The sequence below is a fragment of the Chitinophaga barathri genome, from assembly GCF_003807585.1.
GTDB classification, from domain to species: domain Bacteria; phylum Bacteroidota; class Bacteroidia; order Chitinophagales; family Chitinophagaceae; genus Chitinophaga; species Chitinophaga barathri.
Genome location: NZ_RMBX01000001.1, coordinates 623,934 through 647,579, shown reverse-complemented (window position 1 = coordinate 647,579; position 23,646 = coordinate 623,934). Strand labels below are relative to the sequence as shown.

At 47.0% G+C, this 23,646-nt stretch carries 21 protein-coding genes and 1 tRNA gene; 14 read left to right on the top strand and 8 right to left on the bottom strand.

Going from position 1 to position 23,646, the window contains the following annotated elements:
- Window positions 1–17 precede the first annotated feature (17 nt).
- The 5 genes from EG028_RS02330 to EG028_RS02310 all read left to right on the top strand — a co-directional run bounded on the left by EG028_RS02330 (window position 18) and on the right by EG028_RS02310 (window position 5,865).
- Complete coding sequence (locus tag EG028_RS02330) at window positions 18–860, top strand: DUF1835 domain-containing protein (RefSeq protein ID WP_120514433.1); 843 nt, start codon at window positions 18–20, stop codon at window positions 858–860.
- Between the two features lies 1 nt (window position 861).
- Entirely contained in the window at window positions 862–1,263 is a 402-nt protein-coding gene (locus EG028_RS02325) for a hypothetical protein (protein WP_123864525.1), read from the top strand.
- Window positions 1,264–1,288: 25 nt separating this feature from the next.
- On the top strand, window positions 1,289–3,829 hold the full coding sequence (locus EG028_RS02320; RefSeq protein WP_120514431.1) for a DNA gyrase/topoisomerase IV subunit A: 2,541 nt from the start codon (window positions 1,289–1,291) through the stop codon (window positions 3,827–3,829).
- 176 nt (window positions 3,830–4,005) lie between these two features.
- Complete coding sequence (locus EG028_RS02315; RefSeq protein WP_120514430.1) at window positions 4,006–5,178, top strand: M12 family metallopeptidase; 1,173 nt, start codon at window positions 4,006–4,008, stop codon at window positions 5,176–5,178.
- 195 nt (window positions 5,179–5,373) lie between these two features.
- Window positions 5,374–5,865, top strand: a complete 492-nt coding sequence (locus tag EG028_RS02310) for a hypothetical protein (RefSeq protein WP_123864524.1) — start codon at window positions 5,374–5,376, stop codon at window positions 5,863–5,865.
- A 4-nt stretch (window positions 5,866–5,869) separates the two neighbouring features.
- Here the strand turns inward: EG028_RS02310 and EG028_RS02305 are convergent, their stop codons facing one another.
- From EG028_RS02305 to EG028_RS02285, 5 genes are all read right to left on the bottom strand, one after another.
- Window positions 5,870–6,850, bottom strand: a complete 981-nt coding sequence (locus EG028_RS02305; RefSeq protein WP_120514428.1) for a hypothetical protein — start codon at window positions 6,848–6,850, stop codon at window positions 5,870–5,872.
- Between the two features lie 81 nt (window positions 6,851–6,931).
- On the bottom strand, window positions 6,932–8,044 hold the full coding sequence (locus EG028_RS02300) for a glycosyltransferase (protein ID WP_120514427.1): 1,113 nt from the start codon (window positions 8,042–8,044) through the stop codon (window positions 6,932–6,934).
- Window positions 8,041–9,000: a glycosyltransferase family 2 protein gene (locus EG028_RS02295; RefSeq protein ID WP_120514426.1), complete on the bottom strand. Its 960-nt coding sequence runs from the start codon at window positions 8,998–9,000 to the stop codon at window positions 8,041–8,043. The genes EG028_RS02300 and EG028_RS02295 overlap by 4 nt, the downstream gene beginning before the upstream one ends.
- Window positions 8,997–9,476, bottom strand: coding sequence for a DUF4199 domain-containing protein (locus EG028_RS02290; protein ID WP_120514425.1), 480 nt, complete (start codon window positions 9,474–9,476; stop codon window positions 8,997–8,999). The genes EG028_RS02295 and EG028_RS02290 overlap by 4 nt, the downstream gene beginning before the upstream one ends.
- 3 nt (window positions 9,477–9,479) lie before the next feature.
- The gene (locus tag EG028_RS02285; RefSeq protein WP_241559036.1) at window positions 9,480–10,745 is read right to left on the bottom strand and encodes a dihydroorotase; all 1,266 of its coding nucleotides are present in this window, start codon (window positions 10,743–10,745) and stop codon (window positions 9,480–9,482) included.
- 162 nt (window positions 10,746–10,907) lie between these two features.
- Between EG028_RS02285 and EG028_RS02280 the strand changes: the two genes are divergently transcribed.
- The 9 genes from EG028_RS02280 to EG028_RS02240 all read left to right on the top strand — a co-directional run bounded on the left by EG028_RS02280 (window position 10,908) and on the right by EG028_RS02240 (window position 20,930).
- Window positions 10,908–10,981: transfer RNA gene (locus EG028_RS02280), tRNA-Pro, on the top strand.
- Window positions 10,982–11,278: 297 nt separating this feature from the next.
- Window positions 11,279–12,583, top strand: coding sequence for a site-specific integrase (locus tag EG028_RS02275; protein ID WP_120514424.1), 1,305 nt, complete (start codon window positions 11,279–11,281; stop codon window positions 12,581–12,583).
- Between the two features lie 133 nt (window positions 12,584–12,716).
- Window positions 12,717–13,025, top strand: coding sequence for a MerR family transcriptional regulator (locus EG028_RS02270; protein WP_120514423.1), 309 nt, complete (start codon window positions 12,717–12,719; stop codon window positions 13,023–13,025).
- Between the two features lie 170 nt (window positions 13,026–13,195).
- On the top strand, window positions 13,196–13,672 hold the full coding sequence (locus tag EG028_RS02265; RefSeq protein WP_120514422.1) for a JAB domain-containing protein: 477 nt from the start codon (window positions 13,196–13,198) through the stop codon (window positions 13,670–13,672).
- A 103-nt stretch (window positions 13,673–13,775) separates the two neighbouring features.
- Entirely contained in the window at window positions 13,776–14,429 is a 654-nt protein-coding gene (locus EG028_RS02260) for a hypothetical protein (protein WP_120514421.1), read from the top strand.
- Between the two features lie 610 nt (window positions 14,430–15,039).
- Window positions 15,040–16,866 carry a response regulator gene (locus tag EG028_RS02255; RefSeq protein ID WP_120514420.1) on the top strand — a complete coding sequence of 609 codons (1,827 nt, stop codon included), beginning with the start codon at window positions 15,040–15,042 and terminating at the stop codon, window positions 16,864–16,866.
- 104 nt (window positions 16,867–16,970) lie between these two features.
- Window positions 16,971–17,891 (top strand): UbiA family prenyltransferase, encoded by a 921-nt coding sequence (locus EG028_RS02250; protein ID WP_162946216.1) that lies wholly within the window; start codon window positions 16,971–16,973, stop codon window positions 17,889–17,891.
- 219 nt (window positions 17,892–18,110) lie between these two features.
- Window positions 18,111–19,871: an ATP-binding response regulator gene (locus EG028_RS02245; RefSeq protein ID WP_120514418.1), complete on the top strand. Its 1,761-nt coding sequence runs from the start codon at window positions 18,111–18,113 to the stop codon at window positions 19,869–19,871.
- A 99-nt stretch (window positions 19,872–19,970) separates the two neighbouring features.
- Window positions 19,971–20,930 carry a terpene synthase family protein gene (locus EG028_RS02240; RefSeq protein ID WP_123864523.1) on the top strand — a complete coding sequence of 320 codons (960 nt, stop codon included), beginning with the start codon at window positions 19,971–19,973 and terminating at the stop codon, window positions 20,928–20,930.
- A gap of 38 nt (window positions 20,931–20,968) precedes the next feature.
- On the opposite strand, the gene EG028_RS02235 is transcribed toward EG028_RS02240, so the two are convergent.
- From EG028_RS02235 to EG028_RS02225, 3 genes are all read right to left on the bottom strand, one after another.
- Window positions 20,969–21,538: a DUF6705 family protein gene (locus EG028_RS02235; RefSeq protein ID WP_120514416.1), complete on the bottom strand. Its 570-nt coding sequence runs from the start codon at window positions 21,536–21,538 to the stop codon at window positions 20,969–20,971.
- Window positions 21,535–22,851: a hypothetical protein gene (locus EG028_RS02230; RefSeq protein ID WP_120514415.1), complete on the bottom strand. Its 1,317-nt coding sequence runs from the start codon at window positions 22,849–22,851 to the stop codon at window positions 21,535–21,537. The genes EG028_RS02235 and EG028_RS02230 overlap by 4 nt, the downstream gene beginning before the upstream one ends.
- A 281-nt stretch (window positions 22,852–23,132) precedes the next feature.
- Window positions 23,133–23,432 (bottom strand): hypothetical protein, encoded by a 300-nt coding sequence (locus EG028_RS02225; protein ID WP_120514414.1) that lies wholly within the window; start codon window positions 23,430–23,432, stop codon window positions 23,133–23,135.
- Between the last annotated feature and the right edge of the window lie 214 nt (window positions 23,433–23,646).

Below are 23,646 nucleotides of genomic sequence, written 5' to 3'. Positions count from 1 at the left end.
TAACTGTACAAACTGAGATGACATTACATATTGTATTCGGGCAATCTTCCGAGGCCAACCTGAAAGCGGCCATGGAACTGGACCCACTGCTGGAAGGAGAAATAATGAGTTTTGAGGACGACCTCGCCGTAGGCCCGCTCTTTATCCTGGACACGCCGGACGGGCGCTCTGCGCGCAAGGAATGGTGGAACACCGTGCAGGACGTGGTAGTGGCCGCTCCCGCGGAAGGAGAAGTGGCCGTGGCACCCGCGGACCCTATCCGGGAACTGAAAGCCCGCCTCCGTGAAGAAGAAGAGCTGATCATCTGGATATGGGCAGGTCAAAATGCTACGGACGTATGCGGTTATTACTGGCTCATCAGCCAGCTGGATCGTTTCTCCGGCCGCATCCACCTCATTTACCTGAACAACCTGCCTTTCCTCAACGAAAAGAACGGCGTGTTTTACCCCACTCACCTCAGCCAGATACTGCCGAAGGAATTCCTTAAAGCCAAAAAACTGGCCAGGGAAGTATCCCTCGCGGAGTTTGAGCTGGACGGGGACGAATGGCGCCGCCTCATGAATGAAAACGGAGGCGTAAGGATACTGGAAGGCGGGAAAAAGCTGCGTGGCGAGCCCAGCGCTTTTTTCGACAAGGACCTGCTCCAGCAATCCGGCAAAGATTTCCAGAAAGCGAATAAAGTGATTGCGCAGGTGGTAGGCAAGTTCAAATACCCGGTCATGGACCAGTTCCTCAACTGGCGGCTGAAAGAGCTGATCAGGGACGACAAGCTGGAATATAAGGGAGAGCTGAAAACGATGCGCGATTACGAGATCAAATTGCCTGGCGGCGGCGATGCCGCACCGGCTGAAAATGCATAACATGTCACAGATCACTATTACGCCGCTTGAGCTGCGGGGGGAAGATAACAGGGGCCGGAACTTTGACTGGCAGACGTTCAGGACGGGCACCTTCATTCTCTGTTACCGGAACGCCGGCTCCAGCAGCGGGCAACATTATCACCTCGGCAACAGCGAGTACAAGAACCCCGAGATCATGTACCTGCTCAGCGGAAAGGCCTACCTTCACTGGTGCCCGATAGACGAGAGCGAAATACGGACAGACTTGATAGCGGCCCCCGCGAAAGTGGAGATCCCCATCCGCATCTGGCACGAGCTGGAAGCCATCGAAGATTGTTCCTTTATAGAGCTCAATACGCTGGACGATGTGAAGATCGATTCGGTGAGGGTCTGGAGGGACGATTTCCTGGCGGGGCAACGATAACCTTTAATTTTTTTCAGTTAAGTATATGAGTAACATCAACGAAACACCGGACGAATCACTGCATGGCCTTGCGCACGTAGATGAGAAGTATAAGGACTGGTTCCTGGATTACGCATCCTACGTGATCCTGGAGCGTGCGGTACCTGGCGTGGAAGACGGGCTGAAGCCCGTGCAGCGCCGCATCCTGCACGCCATGAAGGAAATGGATGACGGGCGTTTCAACAAAGTGGCGAACGTGATCGGGCAAACCATGCAGTACCATCCGCATGGCGATGCTTCCATCAGCGACGCCATCGTAAACCTCGGCCAGAAGGACCTGCTGATCGAAACCCAGGGTAACTGGGGGGATGTACGCACGGGAGACGATGCGGCCGCCGCTCGTTACATCGAGGCGCGCCTTTCCAAATTTGCACTGGACGTTGCGTTTAACAACAAAACCACGGAATGGCAACTGAGCTACGACGGCCGTAAGAACGAGCCGCTCGCCCTCCCCATGAAATTCCCGCTGCTGCTTGCGCAGGGCGCGGAAGGTATTGCGGTGGGCCTCAGCACAAAAATACTCCCGCACAACTTCTGCGAGCTGATCGATGCTTCCGTGAAGTACCTGCGGGGTAAGAAGTTCGAACTGCACCCGGACTTCCTCACCGGCGGCATGATAGACGTGACCAATTACAACGACGGCCGCCGCGGCGGCAAGGTCCGCGTAAGGGCGCATATCGAGGAGAAAGACAAAAAGACCCTCCTGATCAAAGACGTACCGTATGGCGTTACCACTTCAGCGCTGATGGAATCCATCGTAAAAGCGAACGACAACGGGAAGATCAAGATCAAAAAGGTGGTGGACAATACCGCCAAAGACGTGGAGATAGAAGTGCAGCTGGCACCCGGCATATCGCCGGACATCACCATCGATGCGCTGTACGCCTTTACGGACTGCGAAGTGAGCATTTCACCGAACGCCTGTGTGATCATGAACGACAGGCCGGTGTTCATGGGCGCATCCGACCTGCTGCGGTATTCCGCTGATTTCACCAAAGAACTGCTGCGTAAGGAACTGGAGATCAGGCTGGCGGAACTGGAAGAAAAATGGCATTATACCTCGCTCGAAAAGATCTTCTTCGAGAAAGGGATATACAAAGAACTGGAGCAGAAACATAAGGACTGGGAAACCGTACTACAGGCTATCGACAAAGGTTTTGGCCCGTATAAAAAACAGCTGAAACGCGAGATACAGCGGGAAGATATCCTCAAACTCACGGAAAAACCCGTGCGCCGTATCTACCGCCTGGATATCAACGAACTGACGGAACAGATCAGGGGCATCGAAGCGGACATCAAACAGGTAAAACACGATCTCGCCAACCTGACAGATTATGCCGTAGGTTATTATGAGAACCTGCTGAAAAAATACGGTAAAGGCCGCGAGCGCAAAACCGAGATCAAACTGTTTGACACCATCCAGGTGCAGCAGGTGGCCATCGCCAATACCAAGCTGTACGTAAACCGTGAGGACGGCTTCATCGGTACCTCGCTTAAAAAAGATGAATTTGTTGCCGATTGTTCGGACCTGGATAATATCATCGTATTCCGCCGCGACGGCGTAATGCTGGTGACCAAAGTGGCGGATAAAACATTTGTGGGGAAAGACATCATCCATGTGGACGTATTCCGTAAAGGAGATGAGCGGATGACCTACAATATGATCTATGTAGACGGCAAAACCAGCTACAGTCTTGCCAAACGTTTCAACGTAACCGGCATCACCCGCGATAAGGAATACCACCTCACCAAAGGTGAAAAAGGCTCCAAAGTACATTACTTCTCCGCGAACCCGAACGGGGAAGCCGAAGTGGTGACTGTACGCCTCAGCCCGAACTGCGCGGCCAAGAAAAAGGAATTCGATTTCTACTTCGAGACCATCCCCATCAAAGCACGCAGTTCCATGGGCAACGTGGTGACCAAATGGCCCATCCGCACCGTGAAGTTCAAAGAAAAAGGCGTGTCCACCCTCAGCGGTATCAAGATATGGTACGATGACGCGGTAGGCCGCCTCAATACCGAGCAGCGCGGTATCTACGTGGGCTCTTTTGAAGGTGACGATAAGATCCTCGTCTTCTACAAAAACGGCACCTACGAGCTTACCAATTACGAGATCACGAACCGTTACGAATCAAACGATGCCGTTTACATCGAGAAGTTCAACCCTGAAAGGATCGTGACCGCCGTATACTTCGACGCGGATAAAAAACAGTTCAACATCAAACGTTTCAAGATCGAAACACAGACGCTGAACAACAAATTCTCCTTCATCAAAGAAGGCCCGAACAATTACCTGGAATTGGTGACCACGCAGGCGGAGCCTGTTGTGATCCTGCGCACCGGCAAAAAACGTTCGCCCGAAGAAGAAGAGATTTCGCTGCATGAAGTATATGAGGTGGCTGGCTGGAAAACAGTCGGGACCAAAATTGCCGGAGACGATTTCGTGAGCATTGAATTGATCACAGAAGATGAAGAGGCGGAAAAAGAAGAGGATGACGAAGGGAATATACAAACGGAATTATTCTGACAGGAGAGAGGCGACTAAGCAGTAAAATACCAGTCGCTCTTTTTCTGCAAAGTACCTGGGCCGGCCTTTTTGGGTCGGCCTTTTTTGTTTTGTTCACTGCGGCCGCATCGCAGTTAATCATTTTATCTTGTTTTGAACCGTGCAAGACCCTTTATTCATCTGAAAAAAACGAGACTATGCGAAACCTGATCACGGCGTCCGTCGCCGTTGTAACCCTGCTGCTGGGTACTGCCTGCAGTAAAAAAGATAAGATATCCGACCCTGCCGCTCCACCAGCTGAAAACTGTACCTCCTGCGGGGAGCTCTCCGGCCTCCGGCCCGGTGAAAAGTTCGTCACCATAGAGGCTAACGGCAAAAAAGTGACGCTCATCCAAAGCGGAGACAGGTATAAGCTGGACCCGGACGTGTACCTGAGCGACCGCCAGCTGGCCATCCTGAAAGGAGAATACAAAGGCAATGAAGATGGCCGTACAGCAGGCCCTCCCACCTTTATACAGCTCTGGCCTTCCAGAACGGTGTATTACACCCTTCACTGGAACCTTGCCAATCCACAGGTGGTAGAAGACGCCATTGCCCACTGGGAGGATAGAACGAACCTGGAATTCGTGCTGCGTACGAACCAGCCGAACTTCATCGAATTTAAAACGGACGAGAACAACGCCTGCTGGTCCGAAAGCCTTGGCATGAAGGGCGGGTTGCAGAAAGTAAACATAAGTGCAGCCTGCTCAGTCGGCAACGCCATCCATGAAATAGGCCATGCTATTGGATTTTATCATGAATTAACGAGAAGGGACCGTGACTATTATGTGAATATAAACTGGGCCAACATCAGGCCAGACTGGGTTTCCCAATACCAAACGTATTTGGAGCGCGGCATCCCCGGCTTCGAGATCGGGCAGATGGACTTCCTTTCTATCATGATGTACGGTTCTAACGGCGGTTCCAGCGCCTGGGACCCAGCCATACCGGTATGGACGGATTTGAACGGTAACACACATACGAGGGAAAGCGTGTTGTCCGACGGTGATGTCCAGATGTACAACCTCCTGTACAATCCGCCTAATATCCAGATCGTGCAGTTGAACAAGGTGCGTGTTCAAACCCCTGAAGGGCGCGGGTTCCAGTGGGAGGACGAGTTGAGGATCACGACCGCCTTCACCTGGCCCTGGCCGCTGGAGATCGCTGTCTGGGTGCACGAAAGTAACTACGACGGCTCGTACTACACGCACTACGAACAATATACACTCCAGCCCGGGCAAACCACGCAGGCCATGGGCGAGGGGTGGCAGATAAACGGCAGCTCGGGCGAATATTCCTATAAACGCACTGCCGCCACAGTTTACCAATAAGAAACACCATAACAGGAATTGCACGATCAGGGGCTGACCAAAATGGTTGGCCCTTTTTCTTTATGCCCGGATAATGGCCGGCAACCTTACATTTTTATGTGGCGGCATACGCGTATTGCGCTGAATGTTTTAAATTGGGAGCGGATACACCATTCCCGCAAATCTGTTTGTTATTTATTCAAAAGCCGGATCACTATGAAATACAGCACCTGGAGATTATGGGTCTTTGCCGCACTGTTATTCACCGCCTGCACGCAGCAGCCCGCGGATGCGGACAGGGACCAGATTGCGGAAACCAGCGGCGCGGTGCTGACGGCGATTGAAAAAAACGATGAGAAGGCATTCCGGCAGCTGATGGCTGCGGACCTGAAGGATATCGGTGAGGATGAAAAGAGTCTTTCACGAAAGTTTAAGCTGGTGCGGGAGTATTACACGGAATATACACATGGGAAACGCCCTGAGATCATCATCAAGGATTCACTGACTATCTTCGGAAAACGGGTAGTGTTTGTGCCGATCTATAACGGCAGGGGGCTAAAGGGCAGCTTGCGGGAAATCAGGTTGATGCTGGGTTTCGGGCCGGTGAAATATTATCCGCTGAACAAGATCAGCGCCTTTGAGCTGCATATCTTTCATCATTCCCATAACAACGTGCCGCTGCCGGAAGAAGATTTCCCGAGTTTCTGACGGCCTATTCCCCTTTCTTCTTTTTCTTCCCTTTCTGCGCGGCCTTTTCTAACGTTTCGGCGTTTATATCTTCCGCGGTCTGCGGTTTGGTGAGGTCTACTTTCTTTTTATCCATCGGCTCGCCTACGGGAGCTTTGCCTTGCTGCAAAGCGTCATGGAATACTTTTTCGATGTGTACCCATTTGCCGGCTTTCCATTTAAAACCTTCATAATCCAGGTCGGGTACGAGGGTATACTTTTTAACTTCTTCTCCCGTTTCGGAAATAAGATGGTCAAACACGATCATGTCCATTTCCGGGTTGTAGTTGAGCGCGGCTACGGCATCGCGTTTGTATTCGATGACGAAGCGGTTGCGGTTTGGCTTGGGCACGGTATCTTCCGCGAAACTGAAAAAAGGCCCGCCAAATACAGGCTCGCCGTTTTTGAACGTGAGCATCTCCGCGATCTTTTTCTGGCTGGTCTGTGAATTGGCGTCCCAGCCGAAGAGGGTGTAATATTCAGCGTTAAAATAATGTTGTTGTTTGATGGCATAATACAGGCATCCGTACCAGCCCTTGTGGTTGGTGATGGTGTCCATATTTTTGGTGAAATCGGAATTGTCGAACAGGGGAAAGAGTTTCAACGAACCGTCTTTGGTGTTCATCTGTATCACCCCGAAATGCCGGAAGGTGCTGTTATCATTTTCCAGCGGCCATGTGATGATGCGGAAGGTGCTGTCTTGCGGGTACACCTTGGCCATGGTGCGGATGGAATCGAAAGGGTAGTAGAAGGAATATTTGGTTTTCAACGCTTTTACAAGCTGGGGAATGAACTGATCGTTGCGCGAGGAGCGGAACTCCTGTACTTTCCCGTTGATCACATCGTAATGAACGGCGCGGAGGGAATCTTCCGTCTGCGTGAGCGCTGCCACGTCTGCCGGGGCCAGGCGCTGGGCCATGGCGGCGGTGGTGAATAAACAAGCAAGTATGACCGTAAATCCTTTCATCCGGATATTTATAGTTAAAAGTCGAATGAAACTCCGCCCGGGCTCGGTTTCATGTGTTTCTATAACCTTAAATTCTTCAATTTATTGTAAAGTACCGAGGGTATTTACAAAATGCTCCCATGAATATAGTTGTTTCTGCTCACGGATAAAAGCGTCGAAAACGCCCGGTGGCTGGGCGAGGAAGCGCAGGATGCCGTCCGCGATGGCTTTGGGGTCCGGGGGCACCACATAACCTGCTTTACCGTCCGGCACGATCTCGGGGAGGCCGCCCACGGCTGTTACCAGCATGGGTTTCTCAAAATGATAGGCCATTTGCGAGATACCGCTTTGTGTGGCGGTTCTGTAAGGCTGTACGATGAGGTCGGCGGCGGAAAAATAATATTTTACTTCGCCGTCAGGGATAAAATCTGAGATCACTTTTACGCGGTCGCTGAGCAGCGGCTCGTATTTTTTCCTGTCTTCATAAAATTCGCCGGCCACGATCAGCTCGAGGTTGGTCATAGCCTGGATACGTTCGTCGCGCATGGCTTCCAGCAGCAGGTCCAGGCCTTTGTAGGCACGGATGAAGCCGAAAAACAACAGGTAACGTTTGTTGGCGTCCAGGCCGAGGTGCTGTTTGGCTGCGGTGGCGGGCAGGGCATCTCCAAAGCTGTCATATACCGGGTGCGGGGAAAATACGGCGGGTTTGTCCGTGAGTTTGCGGATATCCGCCAGCACTTCTTTGCTGAGGGTGATAAAGGCGTGGCAGCTGTTGACAAAATAACGCGTCAACAGGGCGTCTCCCGGGCGTTTTTCGTGCGGGATGAGGTTGTGTACCAGCCCGATGATGCGGGTATGCCCGTTTTTCCGGATATATCGTGCAATGCTGCCCAGGCTCATGGCCATTAACGGCAGCCAGTAGGCGATGATCACTACGTCTGGCCTTTCTTTACGGATGCGGAGACCGGTGGCGCGCCAGTTGAGCGGGTTGAGGGAATGCACCGTACGGTGAATGCGCAGGTCCGCGGGGCCAGGGCCTTTGGTGTACTGCGTTTTGCCGGGGAACATAAATTCAGGGTACTGGAAAGTAAAGGTGTGGATGGATACCTCGTTGCCCTGGGCGGCCAGCTGGCGGGCAAGACGTTCGTTAAAAGCAGCCAGCCCGCCCCTGATGGGGTGGGCCGGGCCGATGATCACTATTTTTTGGTGGGTCATCCTTGATGGTTTTCCAGTGTTTCCTCCACCAGGTAAGAGTTTCTTTCCGGGGAGTTACGGGCTACCATTTCAGCGAGGAAACCCGTGAGGAATAGTTGGGAACCGATGATCAGCAACAGCATGGCCAGGAAAAACATGGGTCTTTCGGTCATTTTGTATTGCATCCAGAATATTTTGGCCACAGCCAGGTAACCGGCTATGATAAAACCAATGAAGAAAAAAAGGCTGCCCAGCGCACCGAAAAAGTGCATCGGGCGTTTGCCGAAGCGGCCTACAAAGGTGATGGACGCGAGGTCCAGGAATCCGTTCACAAACCGTTCCAGGCCAAACTTGGTGGTGCCGTATTTGCGTTTGCGGTGTTCCACCACTTTTTCGCCGATCTTCCTGAAACCGCTCCACTTGGCTATCACCGGGATGTAACGGTGCATCTCGCCGTACACTTCGATGGTTTTTACCACTTTCCTTTTGTAAGACTTCAGCCCGCAGTTAAAGTCGTGCAGTTTGATGCCGCTCATCTTTACAGTGGCCCAGTTGAATAGTTTGGAAGGAATATTTTTGGTGAGGGTATTGTCGTAACGTACTTTTTTCCAGCCGCTCACGAGGTCATAACCATCGTTGACGATCATGGAGTATAAGCCGGGGATCTCGTCCGGGGAATCCTGCAGGTCCGCGTCCATGGTGATGACCACATTGCCCTGGGCTTTGCGGAAACCTTCGTTGAGGGCGGCGGATTTGCCGTAGTTGCGCTGAAACTTGATGCCTTTGATATGCGGGTTTTGCGAGGAAAGGTGGCGGATCATGTTCCAGCTTTCATCTGTACTGCCATCGTCCACCATCCATACCTCGTAGGTGAAATTGTTTTCATCCATCACACGGGCGATCCAGGCGGCCAGTTCCGGCAGCGATTCTTCTTCGTTTTTTAAGGGAACGATTACGGATATATCTAGGTGTTTCATTTCTTTTTAGCTATTGCGGCGCCTATTACGGACGCGATAAGGCCCGGTATAAAATTCATCAGGATGATGCCGGACAATACGGATACGGTGAACCGGTCGCGCAGCATGGCAATGTCTTCCGCCGGGTTTTCCGAGCTTGCGCCATTAGGTCCTGCCGCTACTGCTTCCTGTATGAACCGTTCTTTGTAGGCGGGCACCACCTGCACAAAAACGATGAACAATATAGCAAAAATAACGATGGTGACGGCCGTTGTGCGGAAGCCTGTACCAAATACCTCGCCAAAAGTGACTTCTCCGCCGGCGTCTTTACTGAATTTCAGGCAGGCTGCCATCACCAGGATCAGCAGCGATATCACGGGCAGGAACCTGAAAACGGGGTTCGCCACCGAAATACCGGCAAAAAACTGGATCAGCAGTAATGCAAAATTGACTGCCGCGGCCAGCAGGCCGAACCTGATATGGATCTTGCTCCTCATGATCTATGCTAAGAATGTCTGGTTATTGTTGATAATCCCCTTTACAGTACCGGTAAGTGTCCGGCCGATGAAGGGGGAGTTTTTGCTTTTTGAACCGATGCGGTCATCTGTGAACTGGTATTCTTCGGCCGGGTCAAAAAGGGTGAGATTGGCGGGCGCGTCCGGGGCGATGCTGAGTTCCGGCAGGTTGAATATTTTACGCGGGCTGATGCTGAGCAGTTCTGTAAGCCTTTCCAGGGAAAGGTCCGGAAGGGCGGTGCGCAGAACGCTGAAGGCTGTTTCGAGGCCTATCATGCCGTGTTTGGCGTATTCGAACTCCACCTGTTTGGCGTCCCAGTCCTGCGGTTGATGATGGGTGGCGATACAATCCACGATACCGTTGGTGACGGCTTCGCGCAGGGCCTGCACATCGTCGCGGCTGCGCAGCGGCGGGTTCACTTTCAGGAAACTGTCGTAGGTAACGAGGTCTTCTTCGGTGAAAAGCAGGTGGTACGGGGTGACGGAGCAGGTCACGCGGATGCCTTCTGTTTTGGCGGCGGCGATGAGCTCTATGGACCTGCGGGTGCTCACGGCGGTGAAGTGCAGGCTGGAGTCTGTGTAGCGCAGGAGATCCAGGTCGCGTTTGATCATGATCTCCTCCGCGATGGCGGGTTTGCCGGGCATACCCAGGCGGGTGGAAAAGATGCCTTCATGCATGAGGCCATGGCCGGATATGCTGGTATCTTCAGGTATCTGTATGATAGTACCGTTGAATGCTTTTACGTACTGGAGGGCTTTGAGCATGATACCGGAGGCCTGTACGGGTTTGAGCCCGTCCGAAAAGGCGACTGCGCCGGTTTCTTTCATTTCGTACATTTCCGCGAGGGAAGTGCCTTCCAGATTTTTGGTGATGGCGCCGATGGGAAGTACGCGTACGGCCCCGTAGCGGGTTTTGCTGAGTACGTATTCTATCTGCGATTTGGTGTGAAGGGCGGGCTGTGTGTTGGGGACGATCATGACGGTGGTAAAGCCGCCTTTAGCGGCTGCTGTGGCGCCGGAATGGAGATCTTCCTTGTATTCATGCCCGGGGTCGCAGAACTGGGCGAAAACGTCCGTAAAACCGGAAGTAACATGGAGGTTATTGCCGGTTATGACCTGGGCAGAAGAATGTTGAATATTTGCGGCGATGTTTGTAATGACGCCGTTTTCAATGAGAATATCCTGTATTTGCCCGTTGAAAGGGGATGAAGGAGCTACGATCTTTGCGCTTTTCAGTAAAATATGCATCATTTGAATTTATCCCGGGCAAATGTACGTATTTATGTGGTGAGATGTATAGGGGAGAGGAACGGATGTAAACAGAAATTCATAGAAAAAGATGATAAAATTTTTGCAAAAATGAAATGAATGGTTACTTTTGCATCCCGTCTTCAAAACACGGTACCGGAAGTTCGGGACGTAGCGCAGCCCGGTAGCGCACTTGCATGGGGTGCAAGGGGTCGCTAGTTCGAATCTAGTCGTCCCGACAAAAACGGATTTATCCGGTATTAAAAGCCTGTAAAACGTATGTTTTACGGGCTTTTTTGCTTTTAGCCCCTAACAAAATCTATCAATTTCCACCAATCTGTTCATGAGTAATCCCATGAGTAAAATTTTCACAGAAATTTACTCATAGAATTCTTTGCAATGTTCTAAATATCACACAGCAGTGTCATAAATTTTGATGCCTTTTGTTTGGTTTTGGAACCTCGGTTTACAGCCTCAATAGACCAAGATGCGGGAATCGAATCAATTCATTCGAAAACCGATAAAAATCTAAAGACATGGCTGGACCTACATTCGCCGTAAACTTCACAGTTCGTAAAACAAAAAAAAATTCCTCGCTTGCCAATGTGTATGCGGTCATCACAATGGATGGCCAACCTCCTGCCGAAATTTCGCTCGCTGGAAAATTTCAGCATAATAAATGGGATGGCAAAAAAGAGCGGGTTACCGGCAACTCGATTGATGCCACGAGCTTAAACAATCACATCGCAAACGTTCGAGTTAACATAACAGTTGCTTATCGGGAGTTGGTAGATATGCAAGAGCCGTTTAGCGCTCAGGACATCAAGAGTCAATATCTCGGGGAAAGAGCGCCGGCGAAAAAAGACCATACGCTTTTAAAGCTCCTGGAAAAGCATGGGAGTGAATGGAGGAAAAAACTGAAAGAAGGCACATTAAAGAACTATGATGCCACGGAAACCTATTTAAAGAATTTCATTAAGTACAAATTAGCCCAAAAGAAGCAAACTGGTGATGATTTGCCAGTTGCCGTTGTGAACTATGCGTTTTTATCAGATTTTGAGTTTTACATTCCAAATCATCCGATAAAAAAACACGATCCATGTAATGCAAACGGAACTGCCAAGCATATTGAGCGGGTAAAGAAGCTGATTGGCTGGGCTCACCTGCTTGGCTGGACTAAGAAAAATAAGGTCGCAAAGTTTACGCCACATACTGAAGAACAACATCGTGCGAAACTTAAATTTCATCACATTACTTTGGTCAAGGAAAAAAAGTTTTACAGCGAGGACTTGCGATTAGTTCGAGATATGTTCGTTTTCAGTATTTATACTGGAATGTCCTTTGCTGAAGTGGACAAATTGTGTATGAATGATTTTGAGGTAAACCCTTCAGGTAAGTTCTACTGCAAGATGTACCGTACCAAAAGTGGTGAGCCTTTTGCCGTGCCTATGTTGCCGGATGCTGTCAGGATGATCAGGCGATACATGGATAGCACCAAGAGCATAGAAAACGGTACAATTTTTCCAAAGATTACCAATCAGCAGGTGAATCGCGGCTTGAAAATCATTCAGGAAACGTTGTCCATTCCCATCACCCTAACTTTTCACGTGGCCCGCCATACTTTCGCAACAGTAATTGCGCTTCAGAATGGTGTTCCGATAACGACAATCCAAATAATACTCGGACACAGGAAGCTCGCAACGACGCTAGTTTATACGGAAGTAGATGAGGCGACCGTGGAGCGTGATATTGATCATTTGGAAACGGCACTGAGTAACCGCGCTACATTGCCGTCTCCTGTCGAGTATCTTCAACGGTTGCCGCTCAGGTCAGGTGCGTAAGAGTATCGCTTTGAATTAATAAAGCCTTGATTGACGAAAGCCCAATCAGGGCTTTTTATTTTTTACACACTGTATAAACCTGTATATTTTAAGATCGGTCCTAAAGCATATTGCCTCTCTCAATTCAAGCAATATGTGCGCAAGAAAAAGTGATGAAGAGGATCGAGCTATTGGTCGCCACGAATTGTGGGTTACCAGGACCGATTTGGAATTATTCAAGCAGGAGCTTCTTTCTGAAATTCGGTGCCTCTTAGATGAGCAGCGTCCGAAAGAGACGCCGAAGTGGCTGCGTAGCTATCAGGTCAAGGAAATGCTCAACATATCATCCGGTACTCTACAAACGCTACGGATCAATGGAACCTTGCCATTTACCAAGATGGGAGGGAGTCTGTTCTACAACTATGCGGATATTAAAAAGGTGCTTGATAAGGCAAAAAAATAATAACAAATCTTTATTGTTACCAGTTATTCCAAAAGTTCGGCTTTTCCCTTCGGGGCGACCAAGGCGTTCGGCATAAACCGCTGCGCTTTTTATTCCGCATGCGCCATCGGTCTTACTTGGTAAAAGCCGGTTTTCACTTCCATAATTTTTAAACAATTAAATTTTTTATTATGGAAGCACAAGTACGGAAAGACTGGAGTGTTATGTCGGAAATCGAGCTCGTTTATAAAAATAAGATAAAGGCTTCCGAACGCCCTCTGGCCACCGACTCAGAAAAAGCCTACCGATTATTTGCGTCGGTATGGAACTGGGATAGCATCGAACTACGGGAGGAATTTAAAGTTCTTTTTCTCAATAACGGAAGACGGGTTTTAGGATGGCTTCCTGTTGCGACTGGCGGCATTTCGGCAGTCAGCATCGATCAAAGGTTGATGTTCGCAGCAGCACTGAGAGGGGCGGCAACGGGGATAATTCTTGCGCATAATCACCCTTCCGGTAACCTGACACCAAGCACAGCAGACTTAGTTTTTACCAGGGAAATAAGGTTGTCTGGCGAAATCTTGAAAATTGAACTGTTAGACCATTTGATAATTGGTCCACAAAGGAATCAGTACCTGTCTTTGGCAGATGAAGGGGAGCTTGTATAGCTCCTTTTTTTGTCACGATGGAGAGATTTCTTTTTTAATGGACTGTTTCGATCTGTATGACCGAGAGGTCTACCGGCGCGACTTTTAGGTAAACTAAAAGATCATGCGAGCAATTAAAACGGAACTTGGTGTTGATCTCTACGTTCCCCCGGGATTGGAAAAACACGCAATAACGGCACTACATTACCCGCTTAGCCTGGATCTGTGCCTCGGTGCCCGGGAGCGCAGGTTTTCTTTTGACCAGGTGTTAGACTTGCGCGAAATTCGAGAGCCTTTGATCCGCGCCCGTATTTCAGAAGCAGCAGCTCATTTTCACCGAAATCCAGAGTTGATGCCGGATAAGTCCAAGAGGATTGCCCTTTGCTGCCACCTGATAAGACACGTTTTCCCCTCCGAGAATTTAACAATAATCGCCATAACAAATGGTAACAGTACCCAAGATTTTACCTTTTCAGCAGGTTGTGGTAAAATGTTGCGAAATAGTCACCAGTTACCGCCCCCGCCTGATGCGCCCGTCCCAAAAGTCGCAATGTGGAATAGCTTCAGACCCCACCTGGTTATTGTCGCCATGGACAAGGAAACAGTAGCGGCCAAGCTAATGTTAAGAAATGTGGAGACGAATTTCGGTGTCTTTTCACCCCAGGAGATGGAAAGAATACGCCAGCGACGTTTTGACCAGTTACTTGTTTTACGTGGTGTAAGGCGTGTCTCACCGAACTTGGAAGACGGAAGCCAACATCAACGCAGGATAATATAGAGGTGGTCCTTGAAAGGATTGTAGAAATTGAGGAAAATCAATATTCCAAGAATATTCTGTAGATGTATGGTTGAAAATAGTCGTAGAAACGTTCCTTTAACGGCTACGGATGTTCGCTCGTTGTTTAACGCTCTGAACCCATAGCCGCGCCCCCTCGGGTGTAGTTATTGCAAAAGAAAGGAGGTTTCGGCAACCTCCTTTTCTTTCAATCAACTGTTGATAGGCCCACTTTTCGTTGATCTACACCCACAATTATCCGAACATTCGTTAAAATCCATCGGGGGATAATCACCAAACTCAACTTCTGAAAGCGGGCGAAGGCTCTCAGTGCCTTTATATACGCTGCTATACCAACTAAGGTCAATGCCACCTTACATCTTTCTTAGATTCTGCTGCAAAATGCGCAAACAGATTAGTGTGACCGAATAAAAAAATTTATATAAACAACTATACATAACAGTTATTAGTATTAGCAAGTTAGAATAAAGTAGTCATTAACAACTAATTAACATCCACTCGCTAAGAAAGTAATAATTTTCATATCGTTAATCATTCGTTAAATCGCGTACAATTAAGATGTACTCAATGCCCACCGACAAACCCGCTGCAAATGGAAAAATGGTTATTTCATAATGAATCCGTTTCAAGTCTGCGCAAAAATGTATTTGCCAGTTTTGTTAAAAAGCTGATCAGTGCAGGAACAGTGAGATTAACCGAATCTGAAAGGCGCCCAATTGAAAGCATTAATTCGTTAGCCCTCATAACTGGCACGATGGTGTTTGTTTTCGGATTGACTTTCTATGCGCTCGTACCCTCTAACAGAATATTGTATCCGGTCATTCTGGAAGGTCTTGCCTTTTTTTCCTTGATACTATTCAATCAGGTAAAGTGGTATCAGGGCGCCAATATCGGGATGTATGTGATCCATTGTTTTTCAGCTATCTATTTTGGCGCAACCCTGGGAAATGCGCTTCCGGTTGAACTGGTGGCTGCATTTCTGTTTGTCTTCCTGCTGGGAGCTTCTTTGCGCATCTATAAATCAAAGCGAGAGCGTGCTGTTTGTGCGCTAATTACGGTATTACTGTACCTGGCTGTCACAGCAAACCATCATTATAGTATAATTCCGCCTGTGCATTTTGAGCCTACTGCTCGGTTAATCATTTCTTTTGGTTGCATTTTTGGAATGGTGGTCCTGATGCTATTTGTCACCTTTGCAAACATGAAGGAAAATGACCTGGTTATCAAAGAAAAGGATCAATTGCTTAGCGAAAAAGAGCGTTTAGTGGAGGCTCTTAAAAACGCTGATAATAATAGAACCCGCTTTATGTGGGAAATATCGCATGAATTACGCACACCTTTAAATGCTTCCCTAGGTAACGCACAATTGCTGCATTTACGTAAAAGTCAGTTTGTGGGATTGCCGGAATATGAAGAAATCATTTCTGAGATCAATCAGCTACATGTTGCAAATTGTCTTACCAGGGATATTATCAACAGTGTATTGGACAAAGCCAAGATCGAAGCGGGGCAAATGGAAGAAATGGTAAAGCAGCCTCTGGACCTGCAGGGGCTGATCGAGCAAAGCGTTGGTATGAATGTGCTGGTGGCAAATATGCGCAAAGTTTCAATTCTAATAAATGAAACTACTTTGCCTTTTATTAACGGTGATAAGGTTGTCCTTCTGAAAATTCTGAATAATCTCATCTCCAATGCCATTAAATTTACGCAAACCGGAAGTTGTATAGAGATTCATGCGTTAGTAGCAGATGGTCAATTTATTTTTTCAGTCACCAACCAAAGCACTTTGACCAAGGAACGCGCGGAAAAGATATTTGATCCTTTCGTTTCAGAACGACATCCATTTGTAGATGGCACGGGCTTAGGTCTAGAAATCACCAGGCGCCTGATCGGTATTTTGGGTGGAGAAATCTGGGTAGATACGGATGAGCGCGAAAAGACGAGCTTTCTTTTCCGAATCCCCTATGAAGCATGCCCCGCAAGTGGTGTTCCTGCAGAGGATATGGGTATTGGGATATTGAGTTTAACGGGAAAGGAGATTGTGGTGATAGAAGACAACATTATGAACCTTTCCATGTTGGCAAAGTTTATCCAAAAAACAGGTGCAACACCATTTTGTTTTGAAGATGCCGAAATTGCCCTTTCACATATAAAGGCGAGAAAGCCAGACTTAATTATCTCGGATGCTCAAATGCCGGTCTTAAGTGGCAGGAAGATGTTGTCGCAATTAAAAGCTTCTCCGGAGTTGTGTTTAATCCCGGTAATCATCGTTTCGGGTGACCTTTCTGGTGAGTCAACTGAGGAAATGAAAAAAGCGGGCGCTAATGTCTATCTTACCAAACCTTTCATTTATAAGGAGTTGCAAAAAGCAATTTACTGCTGTCTATCTGAGACGGCTGATTTTCACATTGTTACGTAATTGTTAATTGGAATATTTCATATTACTGCTGAGTTGTTAAGCCTGGGGTTCTACTTAAGAATAGTATACTTTTTAACTATTTTGAGCAGGAAGATCCAATGCCTATGTTGTTCTTCAAGCCATGTAAAGACACATTTCTGGCAATATTGGGTAAAGAATTCATTATTGCATGGCGTTTTATTGACAATGATTTATGGGATACTATTTTGCCTTCACTCATCATTTTCATGGCTGCCTGGATTGAAGGATCTAAAGCCTGGCAAGAACTTCCTCTCTTCCTTTTGTATTCCCTACTGTACGCATGGCTTTACATCCTTACCTTTTGTTTATCGAATCAATTAGCTGGAATCGAGGAGGACAGAATAAATAAACCTTACCGTCCGCTAGTTACTGGATTGGTAACGGTTAAGCAAACCAGGTATCGGTTGATTGCCTATAACTTGATTTACCTGGTGATCGCTTATCAGCTTGAAATTTTCTGGTTTTCGGTCGCCTGGATATTTGTAAGTCTAAAATTGAACTTGTTTGGCTGGTCTGACCATTGGGCAACCAAAAATCTCCTGGGCATGACCCTGGGCACCGTTATCCTGTTTAATGTACAATGGAGGATCGCTCAGCTTCATCAACCCATAAGCGGAGAAACCCAGCTTTATTTTCTCTTCTTGAGCTTATGGGCAGGTTTCGCGCTACCGTTGCAGGACATGAGGGATCAGGACGGTGATCGGAAAGCGGGTCGTAAAACCCTACCCATCGCCTTGGGTGATCAAAAGGCAAGGATTGTATTGGCAACCCACTTTTCCCTGTTATCCCCGTTTCTATTTCTGGCCGCCATGCTCACGCAGGTACCGCTTCCCACCCTGGTAGGAAATGTATGGGGTTTAATATTACTGGCGCTGCAGGTGTTGATTCATCTGGCAATTGCATATCGAATTATAAAATATCGTAATGCAAATTCGGACCATAAAACCTATTTGTGCTATGTATTTTTCTTTTGTGCCGCTATTCCCATGATTTGCTTTTTGTAGCGATGGCGGGGTTACATAGAAAGTATATCACAAACTATCGTGAACAGTGAATCAATTAATGGAGTCGAGTATTTACCGCGTTAACATATAAATAACAAATTGGGTTCCGTATTCCAGTAATTTGCCGTGACACGTCATCGGTGTCAATGGAACGTTTATGCGTCGTCATGGTTAGAAGCACAGCTGAATCCAATATTCACCCTAATAATATACGAGAGAATGAGTAACCCAACTCAAGCCGATTCACAGGTTAACGGCATTCCTTCAATAATAATCGAAGGATCTAAGCGGAACATGGGAAGAATCATCAGCGGTCTTGCCGTAGTAACCTTGGTTCTTACCCAGATTTTCGGATATTACCTATTTAAGATTACAGGTTCCAGGGAAATATTTGCAGGTGCAATTGTTGAGATCCTGCTTTGCGCTTGGGCTTACGGGTTGGCGAATTCCGGTAATATACCCAAAGCTATTGTTGTGACCTTCTTTCTTCATAGTCTCTCGACGCTATATTTTGGCTTGATACTTAGTCCGAATGCCCGTGTTCAGGTAATGGCCATCTTCTTGCTTGGCCTTGTTTTCCTTTTGTTTGGCGGAATCAAAAGATGGTTGGCAATCGGGTTTATTTTAGCCGTAACGGCTGCCATAGAGGCCAATAACCATATACATTTCTTTCGTAAGGTTGAATTGCAAAATGCACATGTGGATATAATCGGCTATTTGATTATCGGCACGGTTATGTTCCTTACCTCCTTGATGTTTTACATATTTGTCAAGGAAATTGAGGACTATCGGTTCAAAGTGAATATGTATACAAAGGAGTTGCAAAGAACCAAACAGGCCATCAGTAAATATGTTAGAGAAAATAGCCACCAGGTTAGAATTGACCTGAACATCATCTACGGATACCTCCAGCATTTATCAGCTGAGGTTCCCGAAAAAGATTCTCCCGGCGCGGTCAATGTGAGAACTCGGGATCTCCATGCCATGCTTAATTCAACTAAAGCGATCAATGAATTCATCAACAATTCCTTGGAATGGTCGCGTATAGAACAAGGGCTGGAAATACCCATTAAAAAGGAAACTATAGACTTTGAGCTATGGCTGGATGGCATTAGCGAGCGTTTCAAATTAATGGCGCGGGAAAAATCAGTGGATTTGTTACTTCAGATGTCAAATTTGCCGCTTTACATCGTGGAAGATAAGAACAGGTTAGAGATTATCTTGGGGAATCTCTTGTCGAATGCGATCAAATTCACCGGTAGAAACACGGTCGTTTTGTTGTCGGTCAATGTACAAAATGAAGTCCTCGTTATTGGAGTATCAGACCAGGGACCGGGCATACCGATAGATCAGGCCGAAGAAGTTTTTAAACCTTTTGTTTCTGAAAGCGGAACAGGTATTGGGCTTCCTGTTGCCAGACAACTGGCAAAATCCTTATCAGGCGACATATTTGTAGATCCTTATTCGGATGTCGGTGCAACATTTATCCTGACGCTGCCATTGGTCACTGCCACAAATGCCCAGGCACAGGAAATGAAAAAGACGGTGAACAATTCCACGAGAAGTTTGCGGGTGTTGGTTGTTGATGACGACGATGCCTCCCGGCGAATAGCATTAATAAATCTCCAGCGGTTAGATTATCAAATTTACACCTGTGCCTCGTTTGATGCTTGCAAGAACATACTGTTGAATAAAAATGTTGATCTTGTTTTATTGGACTATCAATTATCCAACTCGATTACCGCTGTTGAAGTGATAAAATGGATCAGATCAACGGGTTTAACGAAGAACCTACCTATCATCGTGTTGAGTGGGGAAGCCTACTTATATGGGCATAGTGAAAATGATGCTAAATCAGTGTCTTTGGCGGCTGGTGCAAACGGGTATATATTAAAGCCAATTGATTATAAATCGCTGTCTGTTGAAATTGAAAAGGTGGTTAACCCTGCCAATATTAAGTTTTATCCTTGGGAAAGATAGTACTGCTACATCTTGAAGTGCCGACAACTACTGCGATATTATCGCAGTCATTTTCAATATTTTAGGTTTTCACTTGGCTATGGACATTAATAACTATCTATGGACGTTTTCTTTCCAAACCTAAGTTCGCCATTTACATCCCAGGTAAATCCTCATGCTGTCAGCACGGCTGATGCTACGGCACATTGGGTAAGGTACTTTAATTTGTATAACCCAATCAATGAGAAATACCGGAGTATGCCAATCTCTCAAAGGGTTTCAAGGTTTTATCCAAACGCGGACCCCCAACGATTATCTCTTGCAGACAAAATACACTCCTTATTCAATTCAATAGATGAATTATTTAACAGTTTTGATGCAATTGTAGAAGGCGGATCGGAGGATTTCGTGAATTATAGAAAATTTGGGGAAATGTTTCGGGCTGTGTTGGACAATGAATCAATATCTTTTGGTGATGAAGACGGACTGATTGCCGCACTGCAGAACGTATGGAGCCAGATAGTTCCGATGAGCAATAAGAGCTGGCAGAAACGGTTTTCCAAGGCCAGTTCGCAGATATTGCATGGCTTACTTTGGAAACGGGATACTTCATCAGGAATCCCCACTTTTAGGGACTTTCATACACTACGACCTTTTACAAGCGCAGTAAATGTAAGTACACTATTACTGGAATTTGTTACAGATTTGTATCTGCCAGAAGAATTACTAAATGATAGCGATCACGCGGAAATTGTCCGGCTGGCTCAGATGGTGACCTGCTTAACAGATGATCTATTTTTGGTGTCCAGGTCCTCGGACAATGCAGATAACCACAACATGGTCAATGTAATAAAAAATGAATACAAAATCAGTTTGGAGGATGCCGTAAAGCAGGTGGTTGATTTGCATGATTTCAATCTAACCCAGTTCCTCAATAAGAAGTTTGCGATGAATGAGAACATCGAATTCTACGATCTTCGGATACAGTTTTACGGGGGGCTAACGCACATCATGAGAGGGAATCTTGATTGGTGGACGCGGGATGTGATCCGTGATTACATCGGGTATCGGAAGCGGTAGCGTCTAGCCGCATTATAATTGGGGTTGTGACATGGCGTTTAATCAGTTTTAAGGAAACCCTTCAAGTTGTATTTTTTTTTGGGGGGTGGATTTTCGGCAGGTTCTTCACGGCAGAGCACCATGATGGTGGGGAAATTTGACTCTCCCGCTGTATACTCAAAAAAGGAATCCCGACGGATCATAAGGCGTTCCCAATATAGGCAACCCTCGATGGTATGCTTCAGCCTTACTGAAATTTTATGTTTTTTATTGATCTCTCGGACAATTGCATAGAGATAGCCTGAATCAATAGGTACTGCAAGGATAGTTGCAGAATCAATATTCAATGGATAGTTCATCGAAGATTCGCTTTGTTTTCCTTCCAGCTGGTGGACACCCAACAAAACTTTTGATTGAATGCCATCAGGATACGTGATCGTATCAACTGCGAATCGGACGGTGATGGTGCAACTATCCGATTGGTAAATCCATGAACCTGTGTAAGTGAGAAGGCCGGAATCCACGTTGGACAATTTCTGCCCCTGTATGCCGGCGACTTTATGGTGCTGCCCGAAGGCAGCACCGGTAAAGCATACAACAAATATAAGGAGAGTGAGAAGTTTGTTCATTGACAAGGTACTTTTATTAGTTGCCCATTTGAATTTTTGAAAATAGGCGTCCAGGAGGAAAGATTGCTGGTATTGCCCTGGTAGAAAACAAGTCCTGTGTTCATCGCATTCATCCAGCTTTCCATTCCTGCCTGATTCTGAGCCGGGGAGTTATTGCCTTTTATGTTATAGATTTCACTCCACCTCAACTCCAATAACGTTCTTGCGTTTTCCGAATTCAACCAGGTGTCCCCAAATGCAATGAATGCATTGAGGTTGTCCACCTGACAATTGTATACAGTCCCATTGTAAGTAGCCAACATCATATTGAAAGCCTCTACGTCGTACACCTGCCCATTTTTTACAACGCTGTACATTACGTGTAAATCAGAAACAGAGTAGAACGACGAACCGCCTTGCACATGGGTATGGACCATCGTGGTGATCGACCGCTGACCGTAGGCAGACCAATTTGTCGAAACACTGTGTTGATTGGGACTGCCCTGGAAAAAATTTGAATATTCCGGTCCACCCGTGTAGTTCCGTGACGAAATAGACAATACTTCATAATTTATATTCATATAAGTCGGACTTAACAAGGCTTCTAAGCGGTCCATGTAGTAATTGTTTCCTGCAAATTGACCGGCCCTGTCGCATGGATTTGTCGTGACCTCACTGCTCCCCCCGACGGCATCGACATCTGCAACGGCTCCGCCGGCCTCGCCCTCACAAGATGTGTACATGTAATCCGTAGAATATATTTCACCGGTAGTAGAGTTGTAAGTAACCCAGTACCAGTGGGTACATATTCTTGGATGCTGGATGTCCCTGGCCATCTCTGTTGCGCGGCGTGGTTTTGCCGTAGCTATCGAAAAGGTGGACAGTTTACCCTCATTAAATTTAACGCTAAATAATGGATTTTCAGAGAATTGCCGGCCATCCAGTTGCCCTGAGACATGGTTGAAGTCTTTACGATAAAAATTGAGAATTTGCTCATTGGCTTCAATTTCTGAAAGTTTACCGCGATACGACAACTTAAATCCATTTTTGATAATCCCGTTCTCTAACTCCAGGATGATGCGCTCAGAGAGGCCATCGGCTTTCTTTGGCAGAGATATAGCCAAGATTTCGACATTTTCGCTTTTAACTCGGGAATAGTGCTTTAAGTCAAGTTGCGGCAGGTCCCGTTGTAGTTGAGGATACTTCTGTGCTTGGGCGTGTAGGTAGTTCAGGATTTTTTGTCTTTCAGAGTCAGGAGTGATAGAATCCTTCCTGGCGCAACCGGTATAAACCAGCATGAGGGTGAGGCATAAAAGGGTAACACTTCGTATCATAGCATATGGGTTTTGGTTTGGCCCTTAAAATAGCATGGCTTATTGCGCACGATTGTTATTTAGTGGTTAACTAATAAAAGCACCAAGATGTTTGAGTTTTTATTGTCGGGATACGGCAAAACGGGCGTGGTTCCAGCCAGCGAGGATTGTAGCAGGCTTGCGTGGCGTTAAACGGTACGCACTCCTCTCGCTGCTAGTATTCCTGCATGTAGTGGGTTCATTGTATACATAGAAAAAATAATGGACAAGTAGCTACGGGGCGTCGGTCATCAACCTGTTCACTACATTTGTTCCTCGTCCGCCTGAACAATTGAATCAGTACTATTGGGTGATATCGCTGTGTCCCGACGATCCAATTGCTTAAAAATTGGTAGCCGGCTTTGAATGTAGACAAGATCAGAAAGCAGTGCAACAATCTGGGCAGAAATATGGTCTTCTTCCTGCAGGTACTGATCCATGAGGTAGTTATATTCGAAAGTATTTAATACCGATACATCCACTTTTTTATCCATGCTGCTGATCTTCGTTCGCAAATTCAAAAAAGATTCTTGAATAACTGGTTGATTTTTTTTGTGAACCATTGTCCCATTTAATATAAAACCATAGAAGGTCCCGCGATAAGTCTACAATAGTACCGATGAACGAAGCTTCGATATGGCACAAACTCTTTTGCCTCGATCGTTAACTCTAACCCTTTTGCCAACCAATAGTTTTTTTAATAATTGACGGGGATTTCTCATTGCTGCTACTTCAGCGATGCTGGCAAAAGATCTTTGTCGGTGTGCAAACTACTAT